The organism is Shewanella sp. 1311 (assembly GCF_059338235.1).
Genome location: NZ_CM181686.1, coordinates 4,941,963 through 4,957,988, shown reverse-complemented (window position 1 = coordinate 4,957,988; position 16,026 = coordinate 4,941,963). Strand labels below are relative to the sequence as shown.

Genomic DNA, 16,026 nt, shown 5'->3' with positions numbered 1-16,026 from the left:
CAAGTTTTATGTGTTTCACAGCATTTTATACTCCCTATCTGTAGCCGCAATGGCATAGATAGGCTCCCTCGCCTGACCTTCCATTGTGGCCATATCCTTTCGGATCCACTGAACGCCACTGTCTCATTTGCTTAAATCATTTTGTGCTTGAAGCGCATCAAAATCATTTAAGACAGTTACTTTAGGATCAAATCTTTAGCTCATTTCTTGCAACACGCTTTTGAGATCATGTTATGACACAGAATAAAATTTTCGGCAGTCTGCTGCTTATCGCAGGCACCACAATCGGCGCGGGTATGCTGGCTTTGCCTATCGCTTCGGCGGGACTTGGTTTTGGTACGTCCTCCGCCATCATGTTGATCCTATGGGCGCTAATGGCCTACACGGCACTGCTAATGGTGGAAATCCATCAATTCGCCCCCAGCGATGCCAGCCTTAATCACTTGGCGCAACGCTTATTGGGCCGTAAAGGCCAGTTGATCGCCAATAGCGCCTTGATGTTTTTACTGTACGCCCTCTGCGCCGCCTACATTGCCGGTGGCGGTGAGCAAGTGAACCAAAAGCTGAGCACTTGGCTAGGGCTAAGTTTGCCACCACAGGCGGGCGCGATCCTGTTTACCCTGCTGATTGGGACGATTGTGGGCATGGGAACCCACTGTGTGGACCTTATCAATCGCGGTTTATTTGCCCTTAAGCTATTGGCATTATTGCTTATGTTGGCCTTGTTACTGCCGCAGGTAGAAAGCCCACATTTACTCGAACTCCCACTTAACCAAGGTTTAATTATCACGGCTATTCCGGTGATTTTTACCTCCTTTGGTTTCCACGGTTCGATTCCATCAGTGGTGCGCTACTTAGGCGTTGAGGTTAAATCCCTGCGCAGGATCATGCTACTCGGCTCCGCTTTACCACTGGTCATTTATCTTTTGTGGCAAGTAGGTAGCCAAGGCGTATTGAGCCAAAGCCAATTGCTCGAAAACCAAAGTTTATCGAGCTTTATCAATCAACTGGCGAGCGAACTGCACAGCGAATACTTAAGCAGCGCGATCAGTTTGTTTGCCGATCTCGCCCTTGCGACTTCGTTTTTAGGGGTGAGTTTAGGCTTGTTTGATTTTATGGCCTCGACCTTAAGACGAGAGGATAACTTTTCTGGCCGTAGTCTGACCGCTGCCATCACCTTTTTGCCGCCCTTAGGTTTTGCGCTTTTCTACCCACAAGGTTTTATCACAGCCCTAGGTTATGCGGCGATTGCACTGGTGATCCTCGCCATCTTTTTACCTGTAGCCATGGTGTGGACACAGCGCAAGATGCGAGATGCTGCCAATCTGCCGACGGGATATCGGGTCGCGGGCGGTAAGTTTGCCCTACTGCTCGCCACACTTTGCGGAATCGTGGTGATCGCCGCGCAGATGTTTAGCTAGCTCCAATTCACTCACCAAGAGTGAGTTAACTAAAAGTTAGCTAGCTCGAATAAAAGATTAGGTACAAGAGCCTGTAAAGCTTCAACTATTGACAGCAGGCTCTTGTCTATTCGATGATCCTTCCACATTAGTCAGCTAAGCCCTTGAGTGTTAAACTGCCTCTGATGCTCGTGCACGCGGCGACAGCGGCTAAGAAGACGGCTCCTAGAGTCAGTGACTAAAGACGGTTACTAATGTCAGTTACTAAAGTCAGTTGCTAAAAAAGTACCTCAGCAAGATACCGATGCAAAGCAGGCGTGATTGTATTTGTGCAATGCTAAGGCACGAGTTTGATCAGGGCTCAGTGAATAAGGAAAGAAATCGAACCCAATGCCAATCCACAACAAGCCAAGCCGTAGCAGTGCTTCTGATAGCAAGGCACCTCAACACGAGGCAACGGAGACATCCGCTGGCCCTCACAGAGGTGCTGCAGGTTCTGGGACGGATACTCATGTTGCAACACAAAGCCGCCGTAAATTCCCCCTGAAAAAGACTTTATTGGCGACCAGCTTAACGGGCATCTTGGCGGGGGTGGCGTTAACTGTTTGGATTGTGAATACCCAGGCTGAAAAACTGATCATGCAGGCGGCAAACTTTGCCCTCGTAGGCATGGACAGCGAACTGATTGACATTGAATTAGGGGAAAGTCAGTTAGAACATTGGCGCATTACTTCTGCCAATCTTAGGGTGCATGACAGCCATATCACGCTTAATGATGTGAATATCCAGCTAAAACTTGACTGGCCGCAGAGCTTTGCCGAGCTGAAACAGTTCAGCCAAATTGCTTACCTCACTCAAAAAATCACCCAAATCTCCACAGGTGATATTGAAGTCGAGTTAGGGCAATCGCTATTTTTGCCCAATCGAAATGCCATCGATGAACAAGGCCCTGCCTTGGCCTTAGATATCAAATCATTACCCCTCATCGATATCGGCAAAACCAGCCTTATTCTCAAAGCTCACCAACTCGACACCCAAAATGATTTACCCGCCTATCGTTTGGTAATGGACAAGTTGAGCCTTAACGGCGCGGGGGAAATCAACAGCGAGTTTAGCCACGAAGGTGAAAGCATCGCCAAACTCAAAGCCACACTCGCAGCCCAACAGTGGCAACTGGCAAGTCAAATTGCACTCGCGCCGCTGCTTACAAGCTTGCATCAAATCAGCCTGAGGCAAACGCAAGACAGTGTGCTGAGTCCATTAACTGAACTTGATAAAGAGTGGCAAGCGTTAGCGATTGATCTACAAGGTCAATTAGTGTCCGACAGCCGTATTACATTAACTTCGGGCGAGCTTATCAGCCAGCACCAATTAATTGATCCTAAGCTGACCTTTAATCAGTTGGCGGCGCTAGAACTTGCGCCAAAACCCGAGCTTGTGTCAAAACCTAAGTTAGCATTTAAGATTGCCGGACATTTAGCCGAACTTGACCTAAGCCTTGAGCCCTTTACCATAGCCTTGACTCCCAATGCAGCCCAGCAACAGCGATTGATGCAGCTGCTCGATGAGACGCTGGCGAAACCTTTAACTCAGCCTCCATCCAAATCGGCAGCCAAGCCCGCTTCGGAGCAAGTGTCTAATCAAGTTGCAAGTCAAACAGCGAGTCAAATCGCTCAGCTGCTGTCAGGGCTCAAAAGCACAGATGCACCAGTGGGGATCGCGCTGACATTAAGTGAAGCCCTGCATTATCCGCTGACTCAAATCCAGCAAGATGCACAGAGTCAACCGCTTAAGAATGAGCCGCTTGATAATAAGCCGCTTAGCTTCAAGCTTCCCCGAATTGAGCTAAAAACCTTAAGCAGTAAACTCGATACCCAAATCGATTTGGCCAATGTTGAAGTGGTCAAGTCCGCCGAAGCGCTGTTCTTCCAAACAGATTGGCGCCTTAACGCTAAACAAACCAGCTCACTGCAATTATCTGAATTGTGGGCGAATACGCCCCAAGATCTCAGCTGGAATAGCAGCCAGTTAACCACTGCGGGCAAATTGAGCTTTAATCAAACGCCAAGCTCAACCGACTGGCAATTCATTACGACGCCTATCGGCGCTGCCACCCAAACACAGCAAAATGCCGGCGACACGCTGCAGCTAACTGTGGGCGAGCTTAAACAGCTCCGTGCTCAAGATAACAATGCGGCTAAACATGCCGATGTGAGCCTTGGCAGTATCACAATAAATGCTCTTGCACCGCTTACCGTAAGCTCGCAGCGCAACTCAAATACCAGCTCAAGTATCAGCTCAGGACAAACTTCAGTGCCCGCGTCCGATACTGCAAACCAATTAACACTGGCCTTACCGCCTTTGAACTTGGCACTGGAGCAGCTGCATTTTTCGCAAACCACACAGACGGTTGTTAGTGAAACGGCTGCTGTTGATATAAAAAAGGCTGAAACGACTGCTATTGAAACGAAAGTGACAGAAGCTAGCGCTGAAAAAAGTGCAGATAAAAGTTCTGATAAAAATCAGAACAATAGCATCACAACTAAAACCGATATGAGCGCGGGCAGTTTCTCGATTGCATTCCAAAAAGCCATGTCATTTGAGTTTAAGCCCGAGGTCGAAACCCCACTCGACTCGTTGCTCGCAGCCACTTGGCAGAATCAGCTTGAATGGCAAGCCAATCAGCTCAATATCGAAAAGCAGCTCAGCAGCAAAGGTCGCAGCCGTAAAGAAACCGTACTCAAGCTGGACAAGTTAACGCTGGCACAAAGCTTAAATTGGAAAAATAATACGCTCTTTGGTGATGAGCACTGGCAAGTGGGCACTGTTGAGCTGCAAAGCCAACACAAGCTGAACCTTGCCACTGAGAGCAAACCTCTAGTGCTGACGGGTCAATGGGTTGTCGACACTAGCATGACCGAGGCGCTGTCCTTGCTCAATCAAACCCAGCCCTTGCCTGCTGAGCTTAATGTCACGGGTCATAACCAATTACAGGCACAGTTTAATTTAACCCAACAGCGCGATCAGACCCAATTTGCCATGCAAATTACCCAGTCGATGACCGAACTTGAAGGTTTTTATAAGGACACCACCTTTGAGGGGGGAAAACTGCAGGCGCAATGTGAGTTTACTTGGGGCCAATCTCATAAAAAACAGCAAGATAAAGGCTATTTTAGCAGTCTCAGTAAGCTAAATTGTCCGCAGACAATGATGACCTTTAACCTGTTTGATCCTGGCTTTCCACTGACCGATATCGAAGTGGAAGCCGATATCGCCCTTGGTAAAGATGCCGAGAAACTGCCCGACAATTGGATACAGCAACTCACAGGCTTAAGTGACACCGATGTTTCCATGACCGCCAAAGGCAAAGTACTCAGCGGCCAGTTCCTGCTACCAGAATTTAATCTGAAATTACAGGATAAATCCCATGCGTATCTGCTGCTGCAGGCCATGAGTCTGGAAGAAGTTCTGCGCATTCAACCGCAAATTGGCGTCTATGCCGATGGCATATTCGATGGCGTATTACCCGTCGATTTAATCAACGGCAAAGTCTCGATCACAGGCGGTCAACTCGCCGCCCGCGCCCCCGGCGGCTTAATCGCCATTTCGGGTAATCCGGCGGTTGAACAAATGCGCCAATCCCAGCCATACCTAGATTTTGTCTTTTCGACGCTAGAACACTTACAATACAGTCAATTATCGAGCAGCTTTGACATGGACCAAGCCGGTGATGCTAAGCTACTCGTCGAAGTGAAAGGCCGCAGCCAAGGGGTTGAACGTCCTATTCACTTGAATTACTCTCATGAAGAGAACATGCTGCAATTATTTAGAAGTCTGCAAATTGGTAATGACTTGCAGGACAGAATCGAAAAATCAGTGAAGTAACAAGGAAACCTCAGTGAAGATAATTCAATTACAGCAAGTTAGCCTAGGTGCCCGAAGCGCGCTTGTCGCATTGTTCGCACTCGCCGCATTGCAGGGCTGTGCGCCCACAGTAAAAATAGAACCGCCGGATAAACCTATCGTTATCAATCTCAATGTGAAAATTGAACATGAGATACGGATCAAAGTGGATAAGGAATTAGATCAACTCCTGTCAGACGATAAGCTGTTCTAATTGATTAAGAATTGAGGAATCACCATGAAATCAATCCGACTAAAAACAAAGTTATTATTGCTATTAACCCTCAGCGTCTTAAGCATAAGCGCCTTTGCCATGTCACTTCAAGACGCTAAATCACAGGGCTATTTAGGCGAACAAGCCAACGGCTACTTGGGATTAGTGCAAGCCAATCCCGAAGCCAAAGCCGTGATGGATGACGTGAATAACAAACGTCGCGCCCACTACGAAACCATCGCCAAGAAGAACAAACTCTCCCCCGCCGACGTCGCTAAACTCGCCGGTGAAAAAGCCATAGCCGCCACAGATAAAGGCAACTATGTGCAAGATGCCAAAGGAAAATGGATTAAAAAGTAGTCCGCTTTTAAAGCGCACTAGCGCATAGAGCAAAACGAATAGACATAAAAAAACGCCTGCAATTGCAGGCGTTTTCATTAGTGGTCGATAAAGGGAATGATTTGCTGGCCAATACCTTTGAGTGAGGATCTAGATTTTAGATTGTTTGATGGAGTTTGGTTAAGCACTGTCATTCCAGTGACTCGCAGCAAGTACATCCGTGTATGCTCGACCGTGACATCCCTGTCACGGACGGTCACTTCCATGACTGTGCTTAATCTCATCGACCCCGGCGTAAACTGGGTAACCAAATTTAACAATGGGTGTCTCATTAAATTTTCCCGGTCAAATATTCTTCGCCATGCGGATGAATTTCATACCTAATATTTCTTTCATATAATCCGCCTAGTATTTTTAAAATTATAAATGCATTTAGAGCAATAGGTGTCCAACAATGCCCCCGACCCCAGTAGCCCACAGACTCTCAAAAACCGAGCTTAGAAACACACGAGAACGAGCTTTTAATGTTTTACCCATAGACACCTCCTTAATGTTGTCTTGACCCATAGGAATCAATCTAATACTTACGTAACGCAACAAAACTAACAGAAAGGCTACAGAGCCAACAAGCAACACAGGGAGCGTCACTCCCCCACCTAAAGCCCCCATTGGTCTAAATACACTCACTCATAACGCCTCCATAAACGGCACAAAATGGCTGGCTATAATTGGCGACGAAGGAGCACAAGCCAGCTGTTTTGTGTCCGCGTTTTAATGGCCTTATTAGGTGACGTTACCCAATTTTAGCCAGTGTTTCTTGAGCAGCTACCATTATCATTTTCCACTGAGAGTCTTTTAATAACTCATCAATAGATTGATTTTCGCTATCAATATTTTGCTCAAAAAGTTTTGTAAACTCCCAGAGGATTAACTTTTCATCCGGAGTGAAACTTTCAGATATTAAACCGGGACCTTGAGGTAAGGATTCCATAACTAAATCATCAAACCACCAACAAACAAATTCGCTTTTATAGTCGATGTAATCAACCTTTGACGCAAATATTTTCTGTTCTGAAGGGGAAGACAAGAAATTTAAAATTTCTAAGCACGATTCCCTGAACTCCAAAGCGGTACTTTCCATAGTTATCTAACCTTTGTATAGTTCGCATGCGCGTTTACCTCATTAGACCAGTAAAAACGCGCATGGTTAACTACCTGTAATAAAAGGAACTTACCAGCTTTTGTTTAGATATACCACCAGGAAAAACGCGCATGCGCGTTTTCCAAACCTATTATCTCAAGCTGTCAAAAAATAAGTTATCGATTATAAATGCTATATATATGAAGCTCTTATGTAAACGCGCACAAATATTTTCAATCTAGTCCTTGAAAACTACACAAACCAGATAATACTGTATAAAAAAAAGGGCTATCCACTTAGCACAACCAACCACTATATATTGTGGTTATCGATTTTTAATTGATTGGTACGTTATTGGCTTAGAGCGCACAGCTTGTTCAAGCAACCTGTAGAATAATAATCCCCGTGAATCTGAATTTCTTCTGTTGAAGCGAAATGTAAACTCGTCTAAATAATAATCAAGTTGCTTAGCCTTTACCGCGCCTTGATACGTACCTAAAAGCCATCTTTTACATAATGATGAGACTCGATGTACCCCAGCCATTGTTTCATGTGCAGGTACAGATGAACCTAAATGCACTATCCGATTATGCTTATATCCTTTTTTGTCTATTTGTTTGTATGCTTGAGAACCATCACTACAAATTGTGCTATCAGGTTCTATTACATCTTGAATGAATTGATGGATATGTTCTTTAGTTGCACTTTCTACTTGCCTTAAACGTATTCGCCCAAATCCAGAGGGTGATAGCAGCTCAACAGCCACCAAAACTACAGCTTTACGTTTACCCTGTTGATTTTTAATAGATGATTTTGGAATGACACCACCTATTAATGTTTCGTCAACTTCTACGATGCCGGACAGTTTATCTCTTTCAGGATCAACCATGGCATATCTTAACTTGTGCATTAAAGACCAAGCTGTTTGATAACTCCCAAGACCTAATAGCCTTTGGACTCCAAGAGCGCTGACCCCATTCTTTTGATTTGTAAAAAACCAAACAGCTGCAAACCAACTTTTCATGGGGGTTCTTGTTTTGTCAAAAAGTGTACTTGATGTTACTGAACATTGAGAACGGCAAGCATGACATTTTAACTTGCCATTACTTAACTGATAAGGTGATTGATGGCTCGAACAGCTTGGACAAATGAATCCGTTTGGCCAACGAAGTGCATAAAGGTAGCTGGTGCAAGATTGTTCATCATGAAACCAATCAACAAATTCGTCCCAATTTGTAGGGTAATCGACGCCAGCTTTTAATAGATACGATGAAGTTTTCATTACTACATATTGACACTGGTGGTGCTAAATGGATAGCCCTTATAAAAAATCAGTATTAAGGGCGGTAAAAAACCGGACACCACAACTCTTTTAGCGCTGCGCAAACAATATAGAAAACACTGCCAACCATAGTTCAATAAAAACTCCTCCCTCTTGAACCTCTAGACTACGCAAATGCTAAAAGGTGCGCCATGGTGATTGGCGAGACGACCGTCCGCCCAGGGCCGCTTTTTGGCATCCATGCCATCGCGGCATTTGTAAATCCTTTCACATCAGACGGGGCGGTCGAGCATCCAAGGACGGACTGGCTGCGAGTCGTCAAGTGAACACCATGGCAAACCAGACCAAAAAGACCGACCATCCAAAATTCTTTTTTTCTTTTAGAAATACACAAACAACATCAAAAAATCAGGGCAAAATATCTTCAAATGTAAGCTCTAATCTTTTGAATTGAAAATCCCGGACACCCACAACTTTCTTGCTTAGCGCTACACGAACAACACCGAGATAACCAGTTCAAGTCCGCGTAAAATGAGAACTCCTGTTTTTAAATCAACAGACTACGCAAATGCCGAAAGGTGCGCCATGGTGATTAGCGAGACGACCGTCCGCCCCATGGACGGGGCGGTCGAGCATCCAAGGATGGACTCGCTGCGAGTCGATGAGTCAATACCATGGCAAACCAGACTGCGTAGTGAGTTTGATACTAAAAGCAGAGCCAATAAAGAGTAATAAGACTTACGAATTATCATTGGATAGCATTAAATAGAAAGGTGTCGAAGATTCACGTGACTAATTTTAGGAAAAGGCTTTCTTAGCAGAAAAGAGTACGTATAGTGCACTAACGCCATTAGGATTTGAGCGAATTATCAGCAAGTGGTTAATATCAAAAGCAATCGTGATGTATGGCTAATGGTAGAGATTAAAAACCAATGATGACTATTGATCTACAACCACATTATGCCGCAACCACATGGCGCTGCGCACGCAGTGGGTGTAAGCGATTATGCATCACTTTGATGGTTTCAAACTGCACCATAGTTTTCGCGCCCGACAAAACACATTCGGGTGACAATAACATCACTAGCGCCGACTGTAGGGTATTTTCAACCACGAGGGCGAGCACTCTTTGCTTTTGGCATTTAAGCTCAAAGACTTTACCCACATCGCTATAAACACAGACATCACTGGTATCAAAAAACCATGATTTAGGCATTTGCGGCGTCAGCATAAAATGGGCTGCGGTGGCATTGAGGGCAATTTGAACAATTGCAGCATCGGACAAAGACAGGGTTTTAGGTAATCTATCGAGTAAGCTCATATAGAATTTGGCGTGCGCAATATTAAATTCCATGCTGGATAAGGCATCAGGAATGAGTAATTTTGCTTTATAAGACGTCAGAAATTCAATCTCGGAACCTAACGATACGCCTAAAACACCATACGAATCGTTATATTTCCATTGCCAATCTTTTTGTGGCATTAATAACATAACGGTGACCCAATATTTGAACACTGGGACATAATAGTAGATATTTTATCCAATATCAAAATAAAAATAATAAAATACAAATTATTTAACAGTTACTTAGTCGATCTAATATAGGATCTTAACAGCGATCTAGGGATCGTTTTAGATCGCTGTTGAAGAATAAGATCTTATTTTAGATCGTTATATTGATCTTAAGATCATTATTTTAAGCGGTATGCATTCACAATTTCTTTAATTAACTTCGGACCTTGATAAATAAAACCCGAATAAATCTGCACCATAGTGGCGCCCGCATCAAATTTAGCCAAGGCATCTTCGGCACTATTGATGCCGCCCACACCGATGATCGGGATCTGCCCTTTCAAACATATCGCTAACTGTTTGATCACTTTGGTAGACAGCTCTGTCAACGGTTTGCCGCTTAAGCCGCCGCTTTCATTGGCGTTGGCAAGCCCGCTAACACCATCACGCGTTAAGGTAGTATTGGTCGCAATTGCGCCATCAAATTTGTTTTTAATCAAAGCTTGCGCGATATTTTCAATTTCTTCGATGGTTAAATCTGGAGCAATTTTAAGCGCGATGGGCACATATTTTTTATGCTTTTCGGCCAGTTCAAGTTGCTTAGTTTTAATTGCGCTCAATAATTCATCTAATAGATCGCCATATTGTAGCGATCGCAATCCTGGGGTATTGGGTGATGAAATATTCACCGCAATATAAGCCGTATGGAGATAAACTTTATCCATGCAGATCAAATAATCGTCTTTACCTTGTTCTACTGGGGTGTCTTTATTTTTACCAATATTGACGCCAACCATAATGTTGGTCTTTTTAGCGATCAAATTTTTGACCAGATTATCGACACCTTTATTATTAAACCCCATGCGATTAATAATGCCTTTGGCAGGCTTTAATCTAAATAGGCGGGGTAAATCATTACCAGGTTGTGGTCTTGGGGTCACAGTGCCCACTTCAACATGACCAAATCCCATCGCATGAAAGGCATCAATCGATTCGCCGTCCTTGTCCATACCCGCAGCGAGTCCCACTGGGTTAGGAAAAGTCAGTCCCATAACACTCACGGGAGCCGGTGCAATCGTTTGTCCGTATAGACACGTTAACGGGCTATTGGCGGTCATTTTTAGACTGCCTATAGCAAGATGGTGAGCTCGCTCAGGATCCATCTGAAACATGACTTTCTGTGCGATTTTATAAAACATGTACTTTCCTCGACCTAAAAAAAGCCCCGGCGATCGCCAGGGCTTCTGATTGTTATAATAAGTTTACTTTTGGCCTTCGCAGTGAAGGATCAGAAGGTTAAGTTCACGTAGGGCGACAGAGAACTTAGCAAACTCATGGCTTTGCGACGTTTTGAAGTCAGCTAGCATATGGAACCATCTTTCCAATAAGCCTTGATTGATCTCAATCCATTGAGAAATCACGCTTTCGGCATCACAGGTTGCACTGCAGGTTCTTAGTACCACTGAACTTAATGCACGTTGTTGCCAATCTAACTCTTCCCTAAAGGCGGCACGAGCCAGTGCTTGCCAATGGTTAGCCACAGGTTGAGCGCTGATCTGTTCTAAGAACCAGTGCAGCTCAACGCGGGCGCCGAGTTTGAAGTAAGTTTCAGCCACTAGCGCAACTGTCTTATCTTCTGTTTGGGCAATTTGGGCAATGTCTAAGGCAGAGAACAAGGTGCTCATGTTAGCCACAATGGTTGCCACAGCTTGTGGTACGTTTTCTTTGACCAAAGCATTGATCTCAGATTGGATACCTTTAGCTTCTTCTTCAACCAGATATAAATGAACATTATCTTTAATTTGTTCAAATACAGGTTTGAAGAAAGCAACTGTCTGTTCGATGCTACCAGTGCGGTTACGGTGACGGAGGAACCAGCGGCTAGCACGACGCATATTGCGGCGTAACTGATGCAGCATTTCACCTTGAACCACAGCAGGAACTATGCCGTTTAAGTCAGTGATCGATTTTGTTAATTCAGCTAAACCAAATACTTCGCGGGCCATAGTGTAGCAAATTGCCGCGTCAGCAACTGAGGCACCTGTCTCATCTTGCATACGTTGAACAAAATTCAACCCCATATCGTTAACGAGTTCATTGGCGAGTGAGGTCGCAATGATTTCGCCACGCAGTGGATGGGTTGCCATTTTGTCGCTGTATTTTTCCTGAAGTTTTTTCGGGAAATAGGCGATAAGCAATTGGCTTAACAACGTATCTTCAGTGATTTCTGGCGTCACTAATTGCTCTTTCAGCACCATCTTCGCATAGGCAACCAGTACTGATAGCTCAGGACGTGTTAACGCACGACCACTGGCTAAACGCTCAGCCAATTCGTCGTCAGACGGTAAGAACTCTAAGGCTCTGTCTAACTTGCCTTCTTTTTCCAGATACTGGATAAAGCGGATCTGCTCTTTTAACTGCTCAGCACCACGCACTTGAGTCACAGAGATAGTACGCGTTTGATCTTTACAGTCTTGCAGTACGATGTGGCCGACTTCTTCAGTCATTTCTTCCAGTAAACGGTTACGTTGTTTCAACGTCAGTTCACCTTCAGTTACCATAGCGTTCAGCAAAATCTTGATGTTCACTTCGTTATCTGAACAGTCCACACCACCTACGTTATCCACGAAGTCAGTGTTGATACGGCCGCCGTTAGACGCATATTCGATACGACCTAACTGAGTACAACCTAAGTTACCGCCCTCGCCGACTATCTTAGCGCGCAGTTCGCCACCGTTGACACGCAATGCATCGTTGGCGCGATCGCCGACTTCAGCATGGGTTTCGCGTGCAGATTTCACATAGGTACCGATACCGCCGTTCCAGATCAAATCAACTGGCATTTTCAGCAGTTCTTTCATCAGCTCAGTTGGGGTCATAGAGGTTTTCTCTGTGGCCAACATTTGCTTAATTTCTGCCGATAATGGAATGGATTTAGATGAACGTAGGAAAATACCGCCACCTTTAGAAATCAACTTGCTGTTGTAATCTTCCCAGCTTGAACGTGGCAGAGCGAATAAACGCGCCCGTTCATCATAACTTAATGCCGTATCCGGATTTGGATCGATAAAGATATGCATGTGGTTAAAGGCTGCAACCAGTTTCGTGTGCTTAGACAACAACATACCGTTACCGAATACGTCGCCCGCCATGTCACCTATACCTAAACAGGTAAAGTCTGTGGTTTGGCAATCAATACCGACTTCGCGGAAATGACGCTTAACAGATTCCCAGCCGCCTTTGGCCGTGATACCCATTTTCTTATGGTCATAACCGTTACTGCCACCCGATGCGAATGCATCACCGAGCCAGAAGTTGTATTCAAGAGAAATCGAGTTTGCGATATCAGAGAATGTCGCAGTGCCTTTATCGGCTGCGACCACTAAATATGGGTCATCTTCATCGTGACGAACCACATCCAATGGGTGAACGATTTCACCGTTCAAAATGTTATCGGTAATATCGAGTAAAGCACGGATAAAGATGCGGTAGCATTCTTGACCTTCGGTGAAGAAAGCTTCACGGCCGCCTTCGGTTGGCAATTGTTTACAAACAAAGCCACCTTTAGCACCCACAGGCACGATCACAGTGTTTTTCACTTGCTGTGCTTTTACCAGACCTAGTACTTCAGTACGGAAGTCTTCACGACGATCTGACCAACGCAGACCACCACGGGCCACTTTACCGTAACGTAAATGCACACCTTCAACCCGTGGCGAATAAACGAAGATCTCGAATTTCGGCAGTGGACGTGGCATTTCAGGGATCAGTGAAGGCATGAATTTAAACGAGATATAACTCTTAGATTCGCCTTTAGCATCTTGTTGGTAGAAGTTGGTACGCAGAGTGGCGTTAATCAAGTCTAAATAACGACGAATAATACGGTCATCATCTAAGCTAGACACTTCGTCTAAACGTAAATTGATCTGTTCCATAAACTTGCCCAGAGTACGGGTTTTCAGTTTAGGGTTAAATTTACGGATGAACATCTTCACCAACAAATCAGCGATTTGTGGGTAACGACCGAAGGTTTCTTCGATATAAGACTGACTGAACGTCGCATCGATTTGACGCATGTATTTGGCATACGCGCGCAGTACCGAGACTTCACGGCCCGTTAAGCCTGACGCCAGAATAATACGGTTGAAACCGTCATCTTCTAACTTCTTTTGCCACACTTGTGACAGTGCAGTTTGGAATCTGTCTTGGCTATCGGCGATGTTGTCTGTGTTGACGACTTTAACTGTCATCAAGAAGTCTAAGATCCAGAAGGTAGAACCGTCTGAGGTCGTGACTTCATATGGACGCTCGTTGATCACGCGCAGACCAAAGTTTTCCAGCATTGGCAGCACGTCAGAAAGATGAATTGGCTCATCTTTATGAAATAGCTTTAAACGCACTTTATTGTCGTTCAGCGCCGCTTCCTGCGGTTGATAGAACAACATGCCGAGCTTGTGTTCGTCATCCAGTGCTTCGAGCTGTTGCATGTCAACGACGGCAGAACTTGGCAATACATCTTCTTTATAGCTTTGCTCAAACGCATTGAAATAACGCTTAGTCAGATGAGTGCCGGCTTCTTCACCGAGTGCACTGTTAAGCGCAGTGCTTAACTTATCTTCCCACGAACGTGCCGCTTCTATTAAGTTGTTCTCTATGGCAGCCACATCTACATCCATATTATTGTTATCAACTTTGACTATGTAGTGAGTGCGGGCTAGCGTCGACTCGGAGAAATAAGTCGTAAACTCTACATCTTCTTTGCTGTTAAAATGCTGGGCCAGAATACGTTGAGTATCTTGGCGGAGTTTAGTGTTGTAACGGTCCTTAGAAACGTACACTAAACAGGATAAGAAACGGCCAAAGCCATCTTTGCGCACAAAGAGTTTCAGCTTGTCTCTGTCTTGCATTTCTAACACGCCATGGGCCATGTGCGATAAATCATCAACATTGGCTTGAATTAGCTCGTCACGAGGTAAATTCTCAAGAATGTTTAGCAGGGCTTTATAGTCGTGTGAACGTGGGGTTAAGCCTGAACGATCTAACACACGCTGCACTTTTTCATTCAGCAGTGGGATTTCACGTGGGCTGCGGTTATACAGGTTTGACGCATATAAACCGATAAATCTATCTTCACCAACCACATTGCCTTTCTTATCGAAACGCTTGATGCCGATATAATCGACATAAGCTGGGCGATGTACGCGGCTCTTGGCACTGCTCTTAGTGAGGATCAACAAGCTGTGATCTAAGGCTTCTTTGCGGGCGCTATCGGAGAAGCTAGATAGCAACAAACCTTGCTCAGGTTGCGCTTTAGTGTGCTTGTTCATCAAACCTAAACTAGAGGCGATATTAGGCACTAACTCAACGTCACCTTCGACACGATTCAAATCGTATTGGCGGTAACCTAAAAGCGTAAAGTGATGATTATTCAAGTAAGTCAGGAAGTTAATCGCTTCTTCTAACTCTTGCTTATCGCCTGGGAACGGACGTTTTGGCAACTCCTTGATCATCTCACCCAACTTGGCAGACATGGCTTCCCAGTCATTGACTGATGAAGCAACATCGGCAAGCACAGACTGAATTTCGCGCTCTAATGCTTTGATATCGACAGTGCTGCTTTGGCGGTCAATTTCAATCAAGAATACGGCGACATGTTCAGTGCTTTCTGGGCTCTGATTAAGATAAGTGACATTGGTCACACCGCTATCTGAACGCTCGATAGCCAGCGGAGTGTGTAACATCATGTGAGCAGTAATACCCATACGATTCAATGCCATACCAACTGAATCTACCAAGAATGGCATGTCAGGTTGGATAACTTCAATGATCGAGTGGGTAGATTGCCAGCCGTGTTTGGCCTGGCTAGGGTTGAACACTCGTAGGTGAGTGTTACCTTTTGGCGTTTTGTTCAGGGCGTTCCATAAACTGAGAACCGCACCGTATAAATCACTGTCATTACGCGCATTGAGATCGTCTTTCGACATGTGGGCATAAAGGCAGGTGGCGAACTGTTCAACTTGCTTGGCTTGTGAATTAGGGACTTTAGCGTGAATTAAACTGACTACATTTTCAAGTAGTACTGAAGGCATTGCATCTTTCAAGGCCATGTTGCTGTTTCCTTAAGCGTCTATGGCAGCGCTTTTTTCATTATTTGGATGCTTCGGCTTAACGATCTCAGATAAATTAATGTGATCTGGATCATCGCGCGAAGTTTATTACTAAAACCGCTGTATT

General features: G+C 44.9%; 10 protein-coding genes. 4 read left to right on the top strand and 6 right to left on the bottom strand.

Features of this window, described 5'->3' with window-relative positions; all coding sequences use genetic code 11:
* The first annotated feature begins 233 nt into the window (after positions 1-233).
* From AC5YB3_RS21765 to AC5YB3_RS21750, 4 genes are all read left to right on the top strand, one after another.
* Positions 234-1,421, top strand: coding sequence for an aromatic amino acid transport family protein (locus AC5YB3_RS21765; protein ID WP_494526152.1), 1,188 nt, complete (start codon positions 234-236; stop codon positions 1,419-1,421).
* Between the two features lie 369 nt (positions 1,422-1,790).
* Positions 1,791-5,285: an intermembrane phospholipid transport YdbH family protein gene (locus AC5YB3_RS21760; protein ID WP_494526151.1), complete on the top strand. Its 3,495-nt coding sequence runs from the start codon at positions 1,791-1,793 to the stop codon at positions 5,283-5,285.
* 13 nt (positions 5,286-5,298) lie between these two features.
* Complete coding sequence (locus AC5YB3_RS21755; RefSeq protein WP_006081898.1) at positions 5,299-5,517, top strand: YnbE family lipoprotein; 219 nt, start codon at positions 5,299-5,301, stop codon at positions 5,515-5,517.
* A 24-nt stretch (positions 5,518-5,541) separates the two neighbouring features.
* On the top strand, positions 5,542-5,877 hold the full coding sequence (locus AC5YB3_RS21750; protein WP_413484979.1) for a YdbL family probable chaperone protein: 336 nt from the start codon (positions 5,542-5,544) through the stop codon (positions 5,875-5,877).
* Between the two features lie 77 nt (positions 5,878-5,954).
* On the opposite strand, the gene AC5YB3_RS21745 is transcribed toward AC5YB3_RS21750, so the two are convergent.
* The 6 genes from AC5YB3_RS21745 to AC5YB3_RS21720 form a co-directional block, all read right to left on the bottom strand.
* A complete protein-coding gene (locus AC5YB3_RS21745) occupies positions 5,955-6,188 on the bottom strand; it encodes a hypothetical protein (protein WP_012587504.1) in 234 nt (77 codons plus the stop codon).
* A gap of 461 nt (positions 6,189-6,649) precedes the next feature.
* A complete protein-coding gene (locus AC5YB3_RS21740; protein ID WP_312000139.1) occupies positions 6,650-6,997 on the bottom strand; it encodes a hypothetical protein in 348 nt (115 codons plus the stop codon).
* 325 nt (positions 6,998-7,322) lie between these two features.
* A complete protein-coding gene (locus AC5YB3_RS21735; RefSeq protein WP_494525734.1) occupies positions 7,323-8,279 on the bottom strand; it encodes an IS1595-like element ISSod11 family transposase in 957 nt (318 codons plus the stop codon).
* Positions 8,280-9,237: 958 nt separating this feature from the next.
* On the bottom strand, positions 9,238-9,771 hold the full coding sequence (locus AC5YB3_RS21730; protein ID WP_006081901.1) for a cell division protein ZapC: 534 nt from the start codon (positions 9,769-9,771) through the stop codon (positions 9,238-9,240).
* 200 nt (positions 9,772-9,971) lie between these two features.
* A complete protein-coding gene (gene pyrD, locus AC5YB3_RS21725; RefSeq protein WP_494526150.1) occupies positions 9,972-10,991 on the bottom strand; it encodes a quinone-dependent dihydroorotate dehydrogenase in 1,020 nt (339 codons plus the stop codon).
* A 63-nt stretch (positions 10,992-11,054) separates the two neighbouring features.
* Positions 11,055-15,899: an NAD-glutamate dehydrogenase gene (locus AC5YB3_RS21720; RefSeq protein WP_011846980.1), complete on the bottom strand. Its 4,845-nt coding sequence runs from the start codon at positions 15,897-15,899 to the stop codon at positions 11,055-11,057.
* Positions 15,900-16,026: the final 127 nt, after the last annotated feature.

Coding starts and splice junctions, on each gene's coding strand:
- AC5YB3_RS21730 (WP_006081901.1), bottom strand. CDS start 9,771: ATGTTATTAATGCCACAAAAAGATTGGCAATGGAAATATAACGATTCG.
- AC5YB3_RS21760 (WP_494526151.1), top strand. CDS start 1,791: ATGCCAATCCACAACAAGCCAAGCCGTAGCAGTGCTTCTGATAGCAAG.
- AC5YB3_RS21745 (WP_012587504.1), bottom strand. CDS start 6,188: ATGAGACACCCATTGTTAAATTTGGTTACCCAGTTTACGCCGGGGTCG.
- AC5YB3_RS21765 (WP_494526152.1), top strand. CDS start 234: ATGACACAGAATAAAATTTTCGGCAGTCTGCTGCTTATCGCAGGCACC.
- AC5YB3_RS21720 (WP_011846980.1), bottom strand. CDS start 15,899: ATGGCCTTGAAAGATGCAATGCCTTCAGTACTACTTGAAAATGTAGTC.
- AC5YB3_RS21750 (WP_413484979.1), top strand. CDS start 5,542: ATGAAATCAATCCGACTAAAAACAAAGTTATTATTGCTATTAACCCTC.
- pyrD (WP_494526150.1), bottom strand. CDS start 10,991: ATGTTTTATAAAATCGCACAGAAAGTCATGTTTCAGATGGATCCTGAG.
- AC5YB3_RS21740 (WP_312000139.1), bottom strand. CDS start 6,997: ATGGAAAGTACCGCTTTGGAGTTCAGGGAATCGTGCTTAGAAATTTTA.
- AC5YB3_RS21735 (WP_494525734.1), bottom strand. CDS start 8,279: ATGAAAACTTCATCGTATCTATTAAAAGCTGGCGTCGATTACCCTACA.